This window comes from Sphingobacterium lactis (assembly GCF_051951495.1).
Taxonomy (GTDB): Bacteria; Bacteroidota; Bacteroidia; order Sphingobacteriales; family Sphingobacteriaceae; genus Sphingobacterium; species Sphingobacterium lactis_A.
Map to the genome: position 1 here is coordinate 1601279 of NZ_JBNHAS010000001.1, position 17132 is coordinate 1618410.

A 17132-nucleotide genomic window follows, 5' to 3' on the forward strand; every position below is an offset into this window, starting at 1 on the left:
AGGAGCTTTATAAATAAAGAAATTGGAGTCCTGCTCCAATTTCCTTACTTCACGAACAATTGTTTCAATTGATCCAATACTTGTCCGTTTCCAGAAACCGAGATGGAATTGATCTTATCCGCAATCTTCTCCATATATTCCATTTCCTTCAATCGGTACAACATATTGTTTTCTTCTAACAATTTCGCAGTATTCAACAAGCTTCTCGTAGAAGCTGTTTCTTCCCTACGGGTGATGATATTCGCTTGCGCTCTTTTCTCAGCAACCAATACCTGGTTCATAATCTCTCGGATATCTCCTGGCAAGATAATGTCCTTCACGCCTACTTTAGAAAGCTTTAAACCTAAGTTCTTCACTTCTTTTTCAAAGGTGCTTAAGATATAATCGCTGATACCTTCCTTATTCTCTAAGATGGCATCTAAGGTCATATTTCCCAAATATGCTCGCAAACCGAACTGCATCAAGTTGTATAGTTGAGTCAAGTAATCCTTATTTTCTAAGATCGCTTGTTGCAAATCAACCACCTGATATTGCGCTGTAAAGTTTACTCGAATCTGAGCCTTATCCTTAGTCAAGATTTCTTGACCGTTTAACTCCAAGGTATTTAAACGCATATCAGCCTTTTTGATCTCCACTGTAATGCTATTCTTCCAAAACATGTACTTACCTGGACCTAATTCTTTGACAAATTCACCATCCACAAAGAACAACGCCTTTTCAGCAGAATTCACCTCAAAAGATCGAACATAATATTGCAATGGACCTTTTAACAACATATCTCTAGAGATAGTTTTTGGAATTTCCAATTCAGAAACATTGTACTTCTCTACACGGTTCTCCACCACTCCTTTCCAGAAGTAATGACGACCAGCAGTTAAGACAGTTTGGAAGTTCTTGTTCACATACAATAAACCGATCTCTAAGTCAGCGACTTCAAAGACATCTACTAAGGCTGCAAATTCCGGAATGCTCATTAGCAAATCGATATTATAGGCAGTCTTAACTTCTCCATTTCTAGTAAAATGAACTACAGTTTCTCCAAATCCTAACCAGTATTTTCCTTCAGTCAATACACGCTTTACAGTATTGTTCTTAAGCACCAATCCTACTTCGTTTTTGTTAATGATCATTCTTTTCATCTTCTTTTATATTTAATTTAAATTCATTCGTTTTCTAAAAAACTTTCTACTTCCTGGCTCATCGCTCACTCGCGGACTAGGCAGGTAGTTTTTCATCTCGGGATAACTCCAATCAACCGTTGAAAAAAACATACTCGAAAGCATGAAATATCAAGTTTGATTTCTGTTATCCGCCTATCAAAAAACTAGCTGCTAAGTACAGGCAGGCTAACGACTGTCTAACTGAAAGAAATCTTTTCAATCAGACTGAGCTAGGAAGCAAAAAGCCCTGCTTTTTTAAAGAAAGCTTAACTTTCATGTTTGTTAAAGAGCTGGCGAACCAGCGGTGCTTTACCATTTAGCTATCTTGTTTTCACAAGAGCAGGATTCGAACCTGCAACTGTTGTGATTGCTCTACCGGTGAGCTACTCCACATGGGAGGCAGGAATTGAACCCACTACCGATCACGTAAGCAGACTGCTCATTCAATTTCATCAGTATACAATGCCTTTTGTGAGGATTGCACTAAGCTGCTATACAGAAACAGCATTCTAGGATGTTATTGAAATAAACGAATCTGATATACCAAATGAATGGCATATATCTTCTAAGCTTTAAGCTTCTTATCATCAAAGAACTAATTTGTCATACTTGACATTACAAAGATGCATGGCCATATACGCAGATGAACTGCGCAATAAAAACATTTTAATCATCAAGCCTAAAAACAAACACAAACACATTGTAAATCAGTTAGATATTTTTAAAAATAAATTCAAATAAAAAATAAAAACAGCACAACTGCGCAGATCTATTGCGTAGTTAATTAAAGACAGGTATATTTAATTAAGTGAAAAACGATATTCTCCAACATGTCAAGTAATAAATTAGCCTTAATACGATACAAAATCATTGATGAATGCTTACGTCAAAGGCATCGAAAATGGACATTGGAAAACCTGATGGAGAAGGTTGCCAATGGTCTTTATGAATTGGAAGGGATAAATTCTGGAGTCAGCAAACGCACCATACAAGGTGACATCCAACTTATGCGAAGCAATAAATTAGGATACGAGGCTCCAATTGTTGTTACAGATAAGAAATATTACACCTACTCCGATCCTGAATATAGCATCAGCAACTCACCAATATCCAGTAACGATATGGATAAAATGAAGGAAGCGCTCGATGTTTTAAAACAATTGAATGGTTTTTCATTCTTTAATGAAATGACCGAGATGATTGTTAAACTGGACAACAAGATTCTCTCCTCGCAAGACAATAAAGAAGGAATCGTACAGATGGAGGGTAATAATTTGTTGAAAGGTTTAGAGTGGCTTACTCCCTTATATAAAGCCATAAAAAATGAAATCCCATTATTAATCCGCTATAAGTCATTTCGTTCTTTAAGTGAAAATACGGAGATTTATTTCCCTTATTTATTGAAAGAATATAGGAATAGATGGTTTCTAATCTGTAAGAAAAAGAAATCGCAAGGCTTAACCAACTTGGCATTGGATCGCATCCTAGAGATCGATGAAATGGCGAAGTCTAATTTCGAAGCTTATAATGGTGTAAATTTTGAGCGTTATTTTGCAGATACCATAGGTGTATCAAAAACTGAACGTGATCGTGGCAATAAGATAGTTTTAAAATTTGAGGCGAATACAGCACCTTATATAGAAACTAAACCCTTACATCATTCACAACAAGTGATAAAAAGAGAAGATGATGGAAGTATTGTTATTCGCATTGATGTGGTTCATAACCTAGAACTCGAGCGTGAAATCCTGGGGTTTGCTGATTGTGTGGAGGTCATTTCTCCTCGAATCTTAAGAAATAGAATCAAAAAGAGGGTTGCCAAGAATCTAGCACAATATTCAGAATCAGAATCAAACAAGAATTAATAAATAAAACAAAAAAGACAAAAGATTATTTTCTTTATAGATGAAAAAGAAGATGGAAACACAGAAACCTAGGAAGGTCACTTCGGGACCTATAAGAGAAAAGGCAAGAACCATGCGTCGTATGGTTGCTGCTGTGGGTAAGGTTTTAAAAAAGAAAGGCTATCCTGGTCTTACAATTGCCAATATTGCCATTGAAGCACAGGTTGATCGTAAGCTGGTTTATAGTTATTATGGCAGTTTAGATAAATTGGTCGGCATATATCTTCGTGAACAAGATTATTGGAAAACAAAAGCAAAGAAACAAATCAGCATACTGCTTAAAAAGGATAGTATCAGTAAACAAGAAATGGATGACCTGCTTATTGGACAATTTGACGCTGTGCTTCAAGACAAAATATTGCAACGCATTTTACAATGGGAGCTATCAGAGCCCAATAAAGCCCTACGTATGATCGCAGATGAACGCGAAGATGTAGGTGAAGAATTACTAAAAAAATATGAAGCCGATATTTCTAATAACGATGTGGACATTAGGGCGATTATAGCCTTACAAACTGCAGGATTATATTACTTAGCCCTACACGCCAAGTCAAATGGTAGTACATTTTGTGGCATCGACATCAACAAGGAAGAAGGCGAAGAAAGAATCAAAAAGGCACTTTCCAACGTATTGGATCTGTGTAAAAAACCAACATAATAAAGAACACGCTAGCATTCGTAATGTTTATGAGAAAACGCATTCCCCTACATGAAGGATTTACTTTAAAAGCTCTAGTTTCTGCTGATGCCCCCAAAATGTATCGTCTCATAGACAGCCAACGAGCCTACTTAGGCGAATGGCTTCCTTTCATTCAATTTACTAATCGAGTGGATGACAGTAGAGGCTTCATTGAAATGGCTATTGAAAGCCGAAAAAACAATAAGGATTTTGTTTATAAGATTTGCCATGATGACCGATTAATAGGTCTTATAGGAACAAAAGAAACAGATTACATAAATAAAAGCACAGAGATTGGTTATTGGTTAGCTCAAGAATACCAAAGCCAGGGAATCATGACCAATGCTGTTAAAAGTCTAATTCAAGAACTATTTGACACCATGAAGTTACAGCGTATTCAGATTTGTTGTGCCACAGGTAATATGAAAAGCATAGCTATTCCTAAAAGACTGGGCTTCAAACAAGAGGGAATCAAAAGAAATGGAGAGTGGATAGGGAATTACGAATTCCGTGATCTGATTGTATTTAGCCTATTAAAAACAGACGTCTCTTCTTAATCAGTAAAAAGAGACGTCCAAACTTTAATTATAATTTCTTATTTATTGGAATTCTTTGCTTCTTTCATAGGGTTTGATTCTGCTGATTGTCCTCTGGCAGCACGTCCTTGCCCTTGAAACAATTCAAAGCGTGAAGGCTGTGATGTTCTAGGCCAAGAGTTATTGGACTCATCAATATCAGCAGTCTCCGAGAAAGGGTCTAATTGCACAGAGGCTACTTCCTTATTCTTGGCAAATACCTTCGTTACTTCTCCTTCATTCTTACGCCATATATAGGCAGGAATTCGATCTACTTCTTTAGTTCCATCTGTAAATGTCCATTGAATAATCAATGGCATAACTAAACCACCATTGTTCTTAAAGTTTAATTCGTAGAAAGCTATCTTACCATCAAAGATATCTTTCTCTTTGGCAGTTAAGGTGCTATAAAATTTCTTATAATTCTCTTCATTTGCAGGCTTCACAGCAAAACGATCCCATTTATTGTAAAAATCCAATAAGGAGGTATCTTTTTCAACTAAGAAAGAAAGATTTTCTTCCATATTACGCTGTCTAGTAATAGTATTCAGGTCATTATCATAAGCTTCCTTACGCTCTTTCTGTGCTTTAGCGGGATTACCTCCAGCCATGCGGTATTGCGTAACATTCTCTAATGATATTTCTACTGGATCTGTACCGAAGAACCAACCTCTCCAAAACCAATCTAAATCTACTGCTGAGGCATCTTCCATGGTACGGAAGAAGTCAGCTGGTGTTGGATGTTTGAATTCCCAACGTCTAGCATATTCTTTGAAAGCATAATCAAACAACTCCCTACCCATTACCGTCTCTCTAAGGATATTAAGTGCTGTAGCTGGCTTAGCATAGGCATTTGGTCCAAATTGAACTATATTTTCTGAATTGGTCATAATCGGTTCCAATTCATCTTTAGGCAATTTCATATAGTCCACAATCTTATTCGCTGGACCACGACGAGATGGAAAGTCCTTATCCCATTCTTGTTCTGTTAGGTATTGTAAAAAGGTATTCAATCCTTCATCCATCCAAGTCCACTGTCTTTCATCAGAATTGACAATCATCGGAAAGAAATTATGCCCAACCTCATGGATGATAACCCCAATCATACCATATTTTACGGCTTCGGTATAAGTTCCATCTTCATCTGCACGGCCGTAGTTAAAACAGATCATTGGATATTCCATGCCATTGGCAGCTTCAACAGAAATCGCTACTGGATATGGATAAGGAATGGAAAACTTAGAGTAGGTCCTTAAGGTATGTGCTACAGCCTTGGTGGAATACCTGCGGTACAAAGGATAAGCTTCTGGACCATAATAAGACATTGCCATAGGCTGATTACCTGGAATCCCTTCATTTACTTTCATCGCATCCCAAACCAATCTCCTTGATGTTACGAAAGCAAAATCTCTCACATTCTTTGCTTCATAAACCCAGGTTTTTTTAGCAGTGGACTTCTGTCCCATTGCCTTTTTTGCATCATCCAAACTTACGACCTCAATAGGCTCCTTAGAAGATTGTGCTTGCTTCCAACGAGCTAATTGTGTTGAACTCAATACCTGACTATAGTTTTGGCATTCGCCCGTTGCTCCTACAATATGATCTGCAGGAACGGTAATATTTACTTTATAATCCCCAAATACCAAGGCAAATTCTCCCCTACCTGTAAACTGCTTATTCTGCCATCCTTGAAAGTCTGAGTAAACGGCCATCCGAGGGAACCACTGAGCAATCGTATATAGATAGTTTTGATCTTTAGCAAAATATTCATATCCACCACGGCCACCTTCTACCATACGATCAGAGATTTTATAATCCCAGTCGATGTTCAATACCATCTTAGCACCCGGTTTAAGGATTGTGGGCAATTCAATACGCATCATCGTATGATTGATGGTATATTTTAGGGGTTTATTATTTCCGTCATTTACTTTATGGATATTTACACCATAGCCCTTTTTCTCAGGAACCATAGCCTTTAATTGATCCATGGACATGCGCTCGCGAAGACTACTCTGGTCAAACACTTTATTTGGAGCATTATCTGCATGTTCATTCTCATCCAATTGTATCCATAGGTAATTTAAAGGATCTGGAGAATTATTCGTATAGGTAATTGTTTCCGAACCTTTTAGAACTTGATTCACATCATCGACTTCCACATTGATGACATAATCTGCCTTTTGTTGCCAGTACATTGCACCAGGAGCACCAGATGCCGTACGGAAAATATTAGGATCTGATAATAGTGTTCCCAATTGTTCGAACTTGTTACCATGGTTTGACCCTGGATTAGGCTGCATTTGAGCCTGTGCAAATGGAAGATTTGCTAATGCTAATGCAGCAACAAAGGTTGTTTTTAACTGTTTATATGTTCTCATAGTGGTAAACGTTCAATAGCCATAATAAAGGAAATACCAAATACGGCTGATGATAAAAAGAAACTCCAATCTCGATTACTGACTTGAAAGATCTTAAGCATTAATTCAGAGAGTAGAATTACAAAAAATACAATAATTAATTGCCCGAACTCCAATCCAATATTAAAGGAAAGCAATGGAACTAGTATAGATGCTTCTTGACCTAATAAGGATTGCAGGTAATTTGAAAATCCTAAACCATGTATTAAACCAAAGAATAAGGTCATGCTATATAGAATCCAAGGATTACGTTGGGCTCTTCGTTTTGGAAGGTTATATATTGCTGTTAATAAAATCGTGATTGGAATTAGGAATTCAATCCAAGCTGTATCCACTTTGACAATCTTAAATACAGCCAATGCTAAGGTAATAGAATGTCCAAGGGTAAATGCAGTTACTAACCACAAAAGTCTTTTCCAATCCTTTAGGGTATAGCTACAACACAAAACTAGTACAAATAAAATATGGTCATATCCGTTCAAATCTAGGATATGTTGCCATCCCAATTGAAAATAGATGGAGAAGTCACTCATTATTTAGGTTATTCCTGTTATATAAAACAAATTTAAGATTATTTTAATAACGAAAACCGTATAACTAAATAATTACAAAAGGAATTTATAAGAAAGAAAGAATAATAAAGGTATTTTGATTTAAATACCACTAATTAATGGATTTTATCCTTATTAATTTCCACGAAGTCAATACGGTCATCTTCTTCCAAAAGTTTCATTTCTTCACTGGTGATTTCCGTATTTAATTGAAAAAACAAAGGTAGCAAGCGAATAACCTCTATTGTTCTACCGGCATTGATCTTTAAATCTTTTAGTACACTGATAAATGCATCTTTGACAACAAGCTTTGCTTGTTGATCTTCCATTTTCTCCACATCAATTTCTTCAAGATAATCATCACTTAATCCGATAAATACAGCAAATCGTTGTTCTTCATCTTTTTCACAAGATTGTAACAGCATCCCCCCTCCTAACAGTGATAGAAACGACAGCAAGAAAACAAACTTATATAGTCTGGATTGTAAAAAAAATGGAATAAAACGGCTACTCATTACAATTTTAATTAGTTTGGCACTGGAAAAGTAAACATTTTCCTTCAGATTGGAATCTTTTAGTTTGTAAATAAATCATGAAGAAATTATTTAACCCCTTGATATTATGTGTTATAACTAGCTTATTCATTACACTGCTAGCCTATGCACATCCCTTTTATGTCAGTATCAGCAGCATAGATTTCAATAGTAATAAAAAACAATTGGAGATTTCTTGTCGAATCTTTTATGACGATTTAGAATTGACCTTGAAGAATCAGCAAAAACAAAAAATTGACATTATCAATCCAAAGAACAAGGCACAAGCCGATTCCGCAATTGCTAATTATATCCGTAATAATTTCCGTATAAAAATAGAAGGCCAATCAAAAAACCTAAGCTATGTTGGTTATGAGGTAGAAGATGACGTGGCCTGGTGCTACTTTGTCATCCCACAAGTACAGCAGGTCAATAAAATCTCCATAACCAACCAATTGCTGTTTCAAGATTTCAAAACACAATCGAACATATTGCATGTTACAGTAGGAAAGAATAGGAAAAGTGCTAAGTTGGATAATCCGAAAAGGACTGTAGATTTTGTTTTTTAATGGGGATAAGGTGCAAATACGACACTCTATAAAACACAAAATGCTTTTTTGTTAAAAAAGCACATCTAAAATTATTTGTTTTTCTGGTTTTTTAGAAGGGTTAACTTTTATTGTTAACACTTCTAGGGTTGTTGTTTGGTTGATTAACCGGGAATCCCCAATTCGTTACATAGTATAAGTATGGGTTTCTGACTAGGGCTTCTTTCTTCGTTTTCTCTTTTTTAATCATAAATTTTACCTTTCTTTTTATTGTTAGACCCCAATATAACAAAAATTGAACCAAAATCCAAATATCCTTTGAATTTTAATTCAATTTCTTAATTAATTAAAAGAATGTTATTCTAAAAAGAGTCTAATTTACGGTGTGCTGTTGAATAAATTCACTTGGTGAACAACCCAAACTATGCTTGAAAACCCTGTTAAAATGCACAACTGTATTGAATCCGCACAAGTAAGCTACCTCTGAAATGTTTTCTGTTGATCTATTAACAAGTAATTGACATGCTTTTTCTATTCTGATCTCATTCAAAAAGGTTACATATGTTTTCATCGTGTGCTTCTTAAAATACTTACAAAAAGCAGAAGGGGTCATATGAATTAGCTTTGCAACCTCATCAATGGTAATATCATGATGGAAGTTTTCCAAACTAAAACGAATCACCTCATTGATCCTCACTCCTACTTTATCGTTAAAATTAGAGTCTGCCAATCCGGAATACAAGGAAATCAGATGCGAATCATTCTGTAAAAGGTATTCAAATACATCCAATACTTTTTTGAATTTGCTCATACCCTCTGCTCTATTTAACTCTAAAAAGCGGTCTTTAATTCCCAAACTATATTTTGGCTCTAATTTCTTAGAAGTATCGAGGAATTTAAAAAACTCCCGAATTGAATTCAGCTCCTGTAAGTCAAATAGGTATTTAAGCTTTTCGAAACCAACGAATACATGGATTACGTGAATATCTTCCTCTAAACCGTTTTCTTTTATAAAAATATGTGGATCATTTGCCTTTAGGATATAAATCTCATTCTCCACAAAGGGTTGAATTAGATTTCCTATAACCACAGAACCCTTTCCACATACGATATAGGAGATTTGAATCTCCTTATGCCGATGGTAATGGTTATAAAAGTCACTGCGAATATCTTCTTGTATATAAAATGATCCTGCCCCTAAAGCTGGAACGGTAAATTCAATTGGATGTTTAACTTCCATGTTTTTTATTGCTTCCATATCGAAATGATAATATTGGAATCTAACTTCGTTAATAATTCTCTTGGCTCGCTACATGAATTTATCATGTGTAACAAATCTAATGTTTTTTTTATCCTATTCGCAAATAAATAAGTAAGAAGTGCATTTTTTTACTCAAAAAACAAGAAAAATCCTTTTAAGGAATCATTTATGTCTGTTGAATGGACAATATCAGTAAATTTCCTTAATCTTAACCGAATAATTTATTAGCCATATCTTTCTAAAAAGGCAATTGTTTTACCTGTTGGGACTGCTTTAACAAAGATATTCCTAAATTTGAGTTGTAGTAAATCATTTTATACCTATGAAAGAAGTCCTCATGGTGGGATTGGGTGGTGCCGCAGGCAGCATTTTACGCTATCTAAGCACCCAATTTGTCCAGAAATATTATAATGGTCATTTCCCACTCGCAACCTTTACCATAAACGTCATAGGATGTTTATTGACTGGTGTACTGATTGGTTATTTCTCAAAAACTCAAGTATTACAAAATGAGTGGAAATTACTTTTAATAACTGGATTCTGCGGAGGCTACACAACCTTTTCAGCCTTTGCCTCTGAAAATCTTAATCTAATTAACAACAATCAAATTGGCTTGGCCCTATTCTATATCGCACTGAGCGTTTTTCTTGGAATTGGCGCAGTCTGGTTGGGTTTGTTATTAAGCAGAGCTTAAAAAAACCAGCATTTTATCCCAAATTCAAAAAGAAAGCTCCTATCTTTTCAATAGGAGCTCCATATATTCAATTTTCTTGAATTTTATTCTTTAATCAGAGCGCGATCAAGATGCACATAGCCTCCATCCACATGAATCAATTGCCCTGTAGTGTGACTCGATCTATTCGACAATAAGAAAACAGCCATACTAGCAATTTCTTCCACGGTGGTCATTCTATTTTGAAAAGGAATACGATCGGTTATCTTCTTCAAGGTTTCAGCTGGTTTATCCAATGTCTGAATCCAGCTTTCATATTGCGGCGTCATACTTTCAGCTACAATAATTGCATTCACCCTAATTTCTGAAGGAAGTAATTCCACTGCCCATTCTCTTGTCAAGGCATTTCTACCTCCATTTGCCGCAGCATATCCAGATGTTCCACCTTGTCCCGTTTCTGCAGTCTTCGAGCTGATATTTAATATGCTTCCCTTAGACTCTTTCAAAGATGGCAAGGCATGATGCGCCATTAAGAAATAATGAATTAAGCTATTATGCAGAGATTGAACAAATCCTTCATAAGTCCCCTTTTCTAAACTCACCCCATCATTTAGACCTGCGTTATTAACCAGACCATCAATACGACCAAAGGCAGCTAGCGTTTCTTCTACTGCACGTTTGCAATCCTCCGGATTTGCCAACTCGGCTTGTATGGCTAATGCCTTTCCTCCTAAAGCTTCAACTTCAGCTTTAACTTTATCGTTATCTACAGATTTTCTACCTACTATTACCGGTATAGCGCCTTCTTGTGCAAGGGCCATAACTATCCCCTTACCTATTCCCTTTGCCCCGCCCGTAACGATGATCACTTTATCTTGTAATTCTAAATTCATGTCAATTATGTTAATCCATAAAACTTAACCGCATTATCACCCCAAAAGCCATTCAGCTCCTGCTGATTGAAATCAGCTAACTTATCCTCCACAATGCGAATACTATCCTCATAAGTACCGGCCAATAAACAGACCGGCCAATCTGAACCAAATAATACGCGATCCTTACCAAAGCACTGAATCACATGCTCAATGTAAATACTGAAATCATCCAACTTCCAACGCTTCCAATCAGCCTCCGTTGCTAATCCAGATATTTTACAATGTACATTTGGAAAATTGGCCAATTCACCTATAAAATCCGCCCATTCAGTAAACTCTTGCGTCTTTATGGGAGGCTTAGCAATGTGATCCAACATAAAAGATTGTTCCGGATTGGCAGCAATACATTTCAAGGTACTTGCATAATGCCTAGGTCGAATCAATAAATCATAAGTATAACTATGCTTCGTCAATGCTTCCATACCACGTAAAAACGCATCCTGATGTAGAAAATCAGGATTCCCTTCAGCTTCTACAATATGTCGGAAACCTTTTACTTTGGGATGTTGTTTATAAGCAGCCAATTGTTCATCAATATCCGATGCCAATAGGTCAACCCAACCTACGATACCTTTTATCAAAGCATACACCTGAGCCAGTTCCAATAGGAAGGCTGTTTCTTGAGGACTTTGATCGGCTTGAACAGCGACACATCCATCAAATCCATTATCCTTTAAGGTCTGCCCAATATCATTAGGAAGGAAGTTCCTGCGGATAGCCTGCATCTCTTCCGATATCCAGGCATCCCTTACAGGATCATAAAGCCAAAAATGTTGATGTGCGTCTATTTTCATTTTAAATTCTCTTTTAAGTAGCGGAATACGCGATGACCTCTTGGCGTTGTTCACCTAAGTGGTCTGCTCCCAATTCAATAACATCTCCAGGTTTCAAATAAATTGGCGGATTAAATCCTAAACCTACTCCTGCAGGTGTGCCCGTAGAAATTACATCTCCTGGCAATAAAGTCATAAATTGAGAAACATAAGATACGATAAAAGGCACCGAAAAAATCAAATTTGAAGTATTTCCATTTTGAAAAACCTTTCCATTTACCTTTAACCAAAGCGCCACGTTATTGATATCAGGCACCTCATCAGCAGTCGTCATCACAGGCCCCATAGGCGCAAATGTATCACAGCCCTTACCTTTATCCCAAGTTCCACCGCGCTCAATTTGAAACTCTCGTTCTGAAACATCGTTATGCAAAACATAACCAGCAACATAATCCAAAGCCTCAGATTCACCTACATAACTTGCTCTTTTACCAATCACTATCCCAAACTCCACTTCCCAATCAGTCTTCACGGAATTCCTTGGAATCATTACTTGATCATTCGGACCAACCAAAGCAGTTGTGGACTTCATAAAGATGATAGGCTCGGCAGGAATTGCTGCACCAGTCTCCTCAGCATGGTCTTTATAATTTAATCCAATACACACAATCTTGGATGGTCTAGCAAATGGAGCACCTAATCGAGTACCAGCAGGCACCTCAATCAATTCACCATCATTCGCTTTCACAAACTGCTCCAAACGAGCCAATCCATTCTCCGCAAAAAACTGCTCATCATAGTCTCCACCAAATGCAGAAACATCATAATTCTTTCCTTCAATCTGAACCCCAATCTTTTCCTGACCCGGTTCTCCAAAACGTAGTAATTTCATTGCTTTTATAGTATTTAGTAGAAAGTATTTAGTAGTTAGATGTATGATTCAAAGATTTTCAGCCTTGAAATAGGTTATTAGACCTTTTGCTTATCGACCCTAGGTCTAATTACTAACTACTAAATACTAACTACTCATTTCAATTATTCAACTTAATAAACCCTCCATCGATAGGATAATCATTTCCAGTGATAAAGGCAGCATCATCTGAACAGAGGAATAAAGCTAGTTTTGCTATTTCCTCCGGTTTACCCATGCGGCCGATTGGCTGTGATTTGGATAGTTTTTCAAACATTTCCGCTTCTTTACCTGGGTAATTCTTATTGATGAACCCATCCACAAATGGGGTATGCACGCGTGCTGGCGAGATAGAATTACAACGGATATTATCCGCCATATAGTCTCTTGCTACGGATAAACTCATGGCATAAATAGCACCTTTGCTCATGGAATAGGCAAATCGATCGGTTATCCCTACTACCGCAGCGATAGAAGCCAAATTAAGAATTGCCCCTCCACCATTAGCTTTCATCACTGGAACGACCGCAAATAAAGCGTTATAAGCCCCTTTCACATTCACTTGGAACACTCTGTCAAAATCTTCAACAGAACAGTTCTCAAGGCTCCCTACGTGCGCAATGCCCGCATTATTCACCAATATGTCTACCCTTCCGATTTTCGCAACCACGGTCAACACCTCTTCCTGAACAGCAACATTGCAGATATGCACCTCACATTGCCCTCCAGTAGACTCAATAGCAGCCTTTGTTTCAGCTGCTACTTCTGGATTCAAATCCAAGATATGGACTTGTGCACCTTCTGCAGCAAACAATTCGGAAATGGCTCTTCCAATCCCACTTCCTCCTCCTGTTATTAAAGCAACCTTTGCCCCTAACTTCAACATAGTATATTGATTTATTATTATTTACTTTTTATCAATTAAAGTGAAACTCCTCTTCTCCAAGGGATAAAATCGTCTTGACCCAGCAATACAGCTTTAGCCGAACGTTCTCCACTTGCCACCTCAATCACGTACTCCAGGACACGGTGGGCCGCCTCCACGATTTGCTCCTCACCATCAATGATTGTCCCACAATTGATATCAATGATATCCGGCATTTTCTCATAAATCTTCGTATTCGAAGAAATCTTTATTACCGGTGCAATCGGATTCCCTGTAGGTGTTCCTAGTCCTGTTGTAAACAAGACCACATTGGCCCCTGCCGCAACCTCGGCGGTGGTACTTTCCACATCGTTGCCTGGTGTACAAAGTAAATTCAAGCCAGGCTCATTTGCCAAACCCGGATAATCCACAACAGCAGTTACAGGTGAAGTACCTCCCTTTTTAGCTGCTCCAGCAGATTTTATCGCATCGGTAATTAATCCATCTCGAATATTACCTGGTGAAGGGTTCATATAGAAACCTGAACCATCAGCCTCCGCTTTAGCATTGTAGGTCTGCATCAATTGCATAAAATAAGTCGCCATTTCCGCAGTTTCGCAACGATCACTTAATTCTTGTTCTACACCGCATAATTCCGGAAATTCAGCAAGTATTACAGAACCTCCCAAACTCACCAACATATCAGACAGGTAGCCCAAGGTAGGGTTAGCTGATATGCCCGAGAAACCATCTGATCCACCACATTCCAAGCCGATGACCAATTTATCCAATCCCGCAGGCGCTCGCTTCATCTCATTGGCTTGTGCCAAACCAACAAAAGTCGATTTTAATGCCTTCTGCATTAAATCCTGCTCTGTACCTTCCAACTGTTGTTCAAAAATATACAATGGCTTATCAAACTGTGGATCACGTTTGGCTATCTCAGCACGTAATATTGATGCTTGTGCATGCTGACAACCTAAACTCAATACGGTAGCACCAGCTACATTGGGATGGGTAATGTATCCAGCCAATAAACCACACAGCGCATCTGAATCCATTCTTGTGCCCCCACAACCCATATCATGGTTTAGGAATTTCACACCATCAACTTGTGGAAATAAACGGTTTTTACCTAAATCCGAACGGTTTGCTTGTAAATCTAAACCCATCAATTCATCTACCGATGCACCAGACTTATACTTGGAAATCAAGGCATCAACCTCATTGGAGTAATCTTTCGCTTGAACTCGATAACCCAATTTCTCTTCCAAAGCTGCCTTCAGCGTCAAAACATTTCTATTCTCACAAAACACCAATGGGATAACCAACCAATAATTGGCGGTTCCTACTTGGCCGTTGCTACGATGAAAGCCATTAAATGTTCTGCCCTCAAAGGCTTGTACATCTGGTTTTGTCCAGGCCAACTTACGATCGCCCAATTTAAAGTCCTCCGCAGCATGTCGAAGGTTCTCTGTGTTGATAAGTACTCCAGCGTCTAAATCATGGTTCAACTTACCCACCAAAACTCCATACATGAACACCTCCGAATCCTTAGACATTGGAGCTATCGTAAATTTATGTTTAGCCTTTACAGTTTGCTTAAGCACTATCGTTTTTCCAGCAAATTCAATCTCACTAGACTCTGGTAAATCGCGTAAAGCCACCAAAACATTATCCTTTGGATGTATCTGTAGATACGCCAAATTCTTCTTATTCATATAGTATTATAATTCAAAAATCTTATCCATTATTACCCATTTTTCTCCAGGTTTAGCTCCTGGAATGGCTTGTTGATATTTCCACATCAATTGCTCCCATTCTTGCACTTTAGCATTGGCAGCATCCATCTCTCCTTTCTTTTCAAAACTAAAGCTTTCATTAACTTCCATTAACATAAACAACCGATTTGCAAATCGATATATCTCCATATTATCAATACCTGCAGTACGTATAGACTCTTTAATCTCAGGCCATACGGCTTGGTGGTATTGCTCATATTCGGCTATTAAAATTGGATCATCTACCAAATCCAAAGCTAGTGCATAGCGTATTTTCATATTATTAATTTTCAATTTAAGACGCAGCAGTTTCTACGACTTTCGATTTATTTTTTACAGCAAAAAGCATCACCACTAAGAAACAAACAAATACGACAAAGTATCCATATTGCATATGCCCAGTACTATCGGATATATACCCGAACAATGGTGGCAACACAGCACCACCTACGATGGACATAATGATTAAGCTGGAAGCAGATTTCGTATCTGCACCGGTATCTTCCACGCCTAAAGCAAAGATTGTCGGGAACATGATGGACATAAAGAAGGCAATAGCAACTAAAAAGTATAAGGCCATCATGCCTGAGCTAAATATAACCGCAAGTGTTAAGACCGCAGAAATAGCTCCATAGATAAACAGCAACTTAGATGGTAAGATGTAACGCATGAGGAATGTTCCTACAAATCGTCCAATCATAAACAATAGACCCGCTATTGCCGCATAATCCTTAGCATCAAATGCCTTAATACCTGCCACTTCTGTCGCAAAAACGATGATAAAACTTAGCACACTTACTTGCGCACCTACATAAAAGAACTGTGCAAACACCGCCCAAGAAACGTTTTTACGCTTAAAAGCATGTAGAAACCCACTTTTTGCAGTTCCTTCTTCCTTTACCTCCGGTAACTTGATCAATAAAAACAATAAGGCGGCCAACAAAATGATACAGCCCAAAACTATATACGGACCTTTCACTAAGGCAGTTTCCGCTTGAATATAGGCTATCCTTTGACTTTCTTCCAATGCAGCAACCTCCTCATGGGACAAGGGTGGATTGGCCAATATAACATATCCCCCAACATAAGGCGCTACAAAAGAGGCTAATCCATTGAAAGATTGTGCGAAATTCAAGCGTTGAGTCGCTTTTGCAGGATCTCCCAAAACAGTCATATATGGATTTGCCGCTGTTTCCAATATGGTAATACCACAAGCCAAAATAAACAAGGAAGACAAGAAAAACAGGTAGCTCATGGTATTTGCGGCTGGAACAAACAAGAAACAGCCAATCGCAAATAAGAGTAAACCTATTAAAATCCCTGTTTTATACCCGTATTTTTTCAAGATTAATCCTGCAGGAATTGCCATAACAAAGTAGGCAACAAATACAGCTGAATCAATCAAAGACGCCTGTAAATGACTGAGACTAAACGCACTTCGTAAGTGCGCAATCAATATTGGATCCAGGTTATGGATAAATCCCCAAAAGAAAAATAGGGATGTAATCAAAACAATGGCGAACGTATAACTCTTATTATTCATAAATGGATTTATAAAGGATAT

Annotated in this window: 17 protein-coding genes; 5 read left to right on the forward strand and 12 right to left on the reverse strand. The window is 37.6% G+C overall.

The genetic code is table 11. The annotated features are described in order from the left end of the window. Nucleotides 1-44: 44 nt before the first annotated feature. Entirely contained in the window at nt 45-1130 is a 1086-nt protein-coding gene (locus ACP6L2_RS06850; protein WP_440508519.1) for a slipin family protein, read from the reverse strand. Between the two features lie 860 nt (nt 1131-1990). Here ACP6L2_RS06850 and ACP6L2_RS06855 point away from each other — a divergent pair. Genes ACP6L2_RS06855 through ACP6L2_RS06865 form a run of 3 tightly spaced genes read left to right on the forward strand, consistent with a single transcriptional unit; the run spans nt 1991 to nt 4300 of the window. Next, nucleotides 1991-3025, forward strand: a complete 1035-nt coding sequence (locus ACP6L2_RS06855; RefSeq protein ID WP_440508520.1) for a helix-turn-helix transcriptional regulator — start codon at nt 1991-1993, stop codon at nt 3023-3025. A gap of 52 nt (nt 3026-3077) precedes the next feature. Beyond that, entirely contained in the window at nt 3078-3722 is a 645-nt protein-coding gene (locus ACP6L2_RS06860) for a TetR/AcrR family transcriptional regulator (protein WP_440508521.1), read from the forward strand. A gap of 29 nt (nt 3723-3751) precedes the next feature. Beyond that, complete coding sequence (locus ACP6L2_RS06865; protein ID WP_440508522.1) at nt 3752-4300, forward strand: GNAT family N-acetyltransferase; 549 nt, start codon at nt 3752-3754, stop codon at nt 4298-4300. A 38-nt stretch (nt 4301-4338) separates the two neighbouring features. Here the strand turns inward: ACP6L2_RS06865 and ACP6L2_RS06870 are convergent, their stop codons facing one another. The 3 genes from ACP6L2_RS06870 to ACP6L2_RS06880 all read right to left on the reverse strand — a co-directional run bounded on the left by ACP6L2_RS06870 (nt 4339) and on the right by ACP6L2_RS06880 (nt 7714). Next, nucleotides 4339-6699 (reverse strand): M1 family metallopeptidase, encoded by a 2361-nt coding sequence (locus ACP6L2_RS06870; protein ID WP_440508523.1) that lies wholly within the window; start codon nt 6697-6699, stop codon nt 4339-4341. After that, nucleotides 6696-7271 (reverse strand): HupE/UreJ family protein, encoded by a 576-nt coding sequence (locus ACP6L2_RS06875; protein WP_440508524.1) that lies wholly within the window; start codon nt 7269-7271, stop codon nt 6696-6698. Before ACP6L2_RS06875 ends, ACP6L2_RS06870 begins: the two co-directional genes overlap by 4 nt. A gap of 134 nt (nt 7272-7405) precedes the next feature. Further along, the gene (locus tag ACP6L2_RS06880; RefSeq protein ID WP_440508525.1) at nt 7406-7714 is read right to left on the reverse strand and encodes a hypothetical protein; all 309 of its coding nucleotides are present in this window, start codon (nt 7712-7714) and stop codon (nt 7406-7408) included. Between the two features lie 167 nt (nt 7715-7881). Between ACP6L2_RS06880 and ACP6L2_RS06885 the strand changes: the two genes are divergently transcribed. Then, on the forward strand, nt 7882-8391 hold the full coding sequence (locus tag ACP6L2_RS06885; protein ID WP_440508526.1) for a DUF6702 family protein: 510 nt from the start codon (nt 7882-7884) through the stop codon (nt 8389-8391). A 352-nt stretch (nt 8392-8743) separates the two neighbouring features. Here ACP6L2_RS06885 and ACP6L2_RS06890 read toward each other — a convergent pair whose 3' ends face one another. Further along, entirely contained in the window at nt 8744-9610 is an 867-nt protein-coding gene (locus ACP6L2_RS06890) for an AraC family transcriptional regulator (RefSeq protein WP_440508527.1), read from the reverse strand. A gap of 343 nt (nt 9611-9953) precedes the next feature. Here ACP6L2_RS06890 and crcB point away from each other — a divergent pair, with 343 nt between their 5' ends. Next, nucleotides 9954-10325: a fluoride efflux transporter CrcB gene (gene crcB / locus ACP6L2_RS06895; RefSeq protein WP_440508528.1), complete on the forward strand. Its 372-nt coding sequence runs from the start codon at nt 9954-9956 to the stop codon at nt 10323-10325. An 83-nt stretch (nt 10326-10408) separates the two neighbouring features. Here the strand turns inward: crcB and ACP6L2_RS06900 are convergent, their stop codons facing one another. The 7 genes from ACP6L2_RS06900 to fucP form a co-directional block, all read right to left on the reverse strand. After that, nucleotides 10409-11197 carry an SDR family oxidoreductase gene (locus ACP6L2_RS06900; protein WP_440508529.1) on the reverse strand — a complete coding sequence of 263 codons (789 nt, stop codon included), beginning with the start codon at nt 11195-11197 and terminating at the stop codon, nt 10409-10411. A 5-nt stretch (nt 11198-11202) separates the two neighbouring features. Next, on the reverse strand, nt 11203-12033 hold the full coding sequence (locus tag ACP6L2_RS06905) for an amidohydrolase family protein (protein ID WP_440508530.1): 831 nt from the start codon (nt 12031-12033) through the stop codon (nt 11203-11205). 13 nt (nt 12034-12046) lie between these two features. Continuing rightward, nucleotides 12047-12904, reverse strand: a complete 858-nt coding sequence (locus ACP6L2_RS06910) for a fumarylacetoacetate hydrolase family protein (RefSeq protein WP_440508531.1) — start codon at nt 12902-12904, stop codon at nt 12047-12049. A 139-nt stretch (nt 12905-13043) separates the two neighbouring features. Continuing rightward, the gene (locus ACP6L2_RS06915) at nt 13044-13808 is read right to left on the reverse strand and encodes an SDR family NAD(P)-dependent oxidoreductase (RefSeq protein ID WP_440508532.1); all 765 of its coding nucleotides are present in this window, start codon (nt 13806-13808) and stop codon (nt 13044-13046) included. A gap of 35 nt (nt 13809-13843) precedes the next feature. Further along, entirely contained in the window at nt 13844-15508 is a 1665-nt protein-coding gene (locus ACP6L2_RS06920) for a UxaA family hydrolase (protein ID WP_440508533.1), read from the reverse strand. A gap of 6 nt (nt 15509-15514) precedes the next feature. Further along, on the reverse strand, nt 15515-15847 hold the full coding sequence (locus ACP6L2_RS06925; protein WP_440508534.1) for an L-rhamnose mutarotase: 333 nt from the start codon (nt 15845-15847) through the stop codon (nt 15515-15517). A 16-nt stretch (nt 15848-15863) separates the two neighbouring features. Continuing rightward, the gene (gene fucP / locus ACP6L2_RS06930; protein WP_440508535.1) at nt 15864-17111 is read right to left on the reverse strand and encodes an L-fucose:H+ symporter permease; all 1248 of its coding nucleotides are present in this window, start codon (nt 17109-17111) and stop codon (nt 15864-15866) included. Nucleotides 17112-17132: the final 21 nt, after the last annotated feature.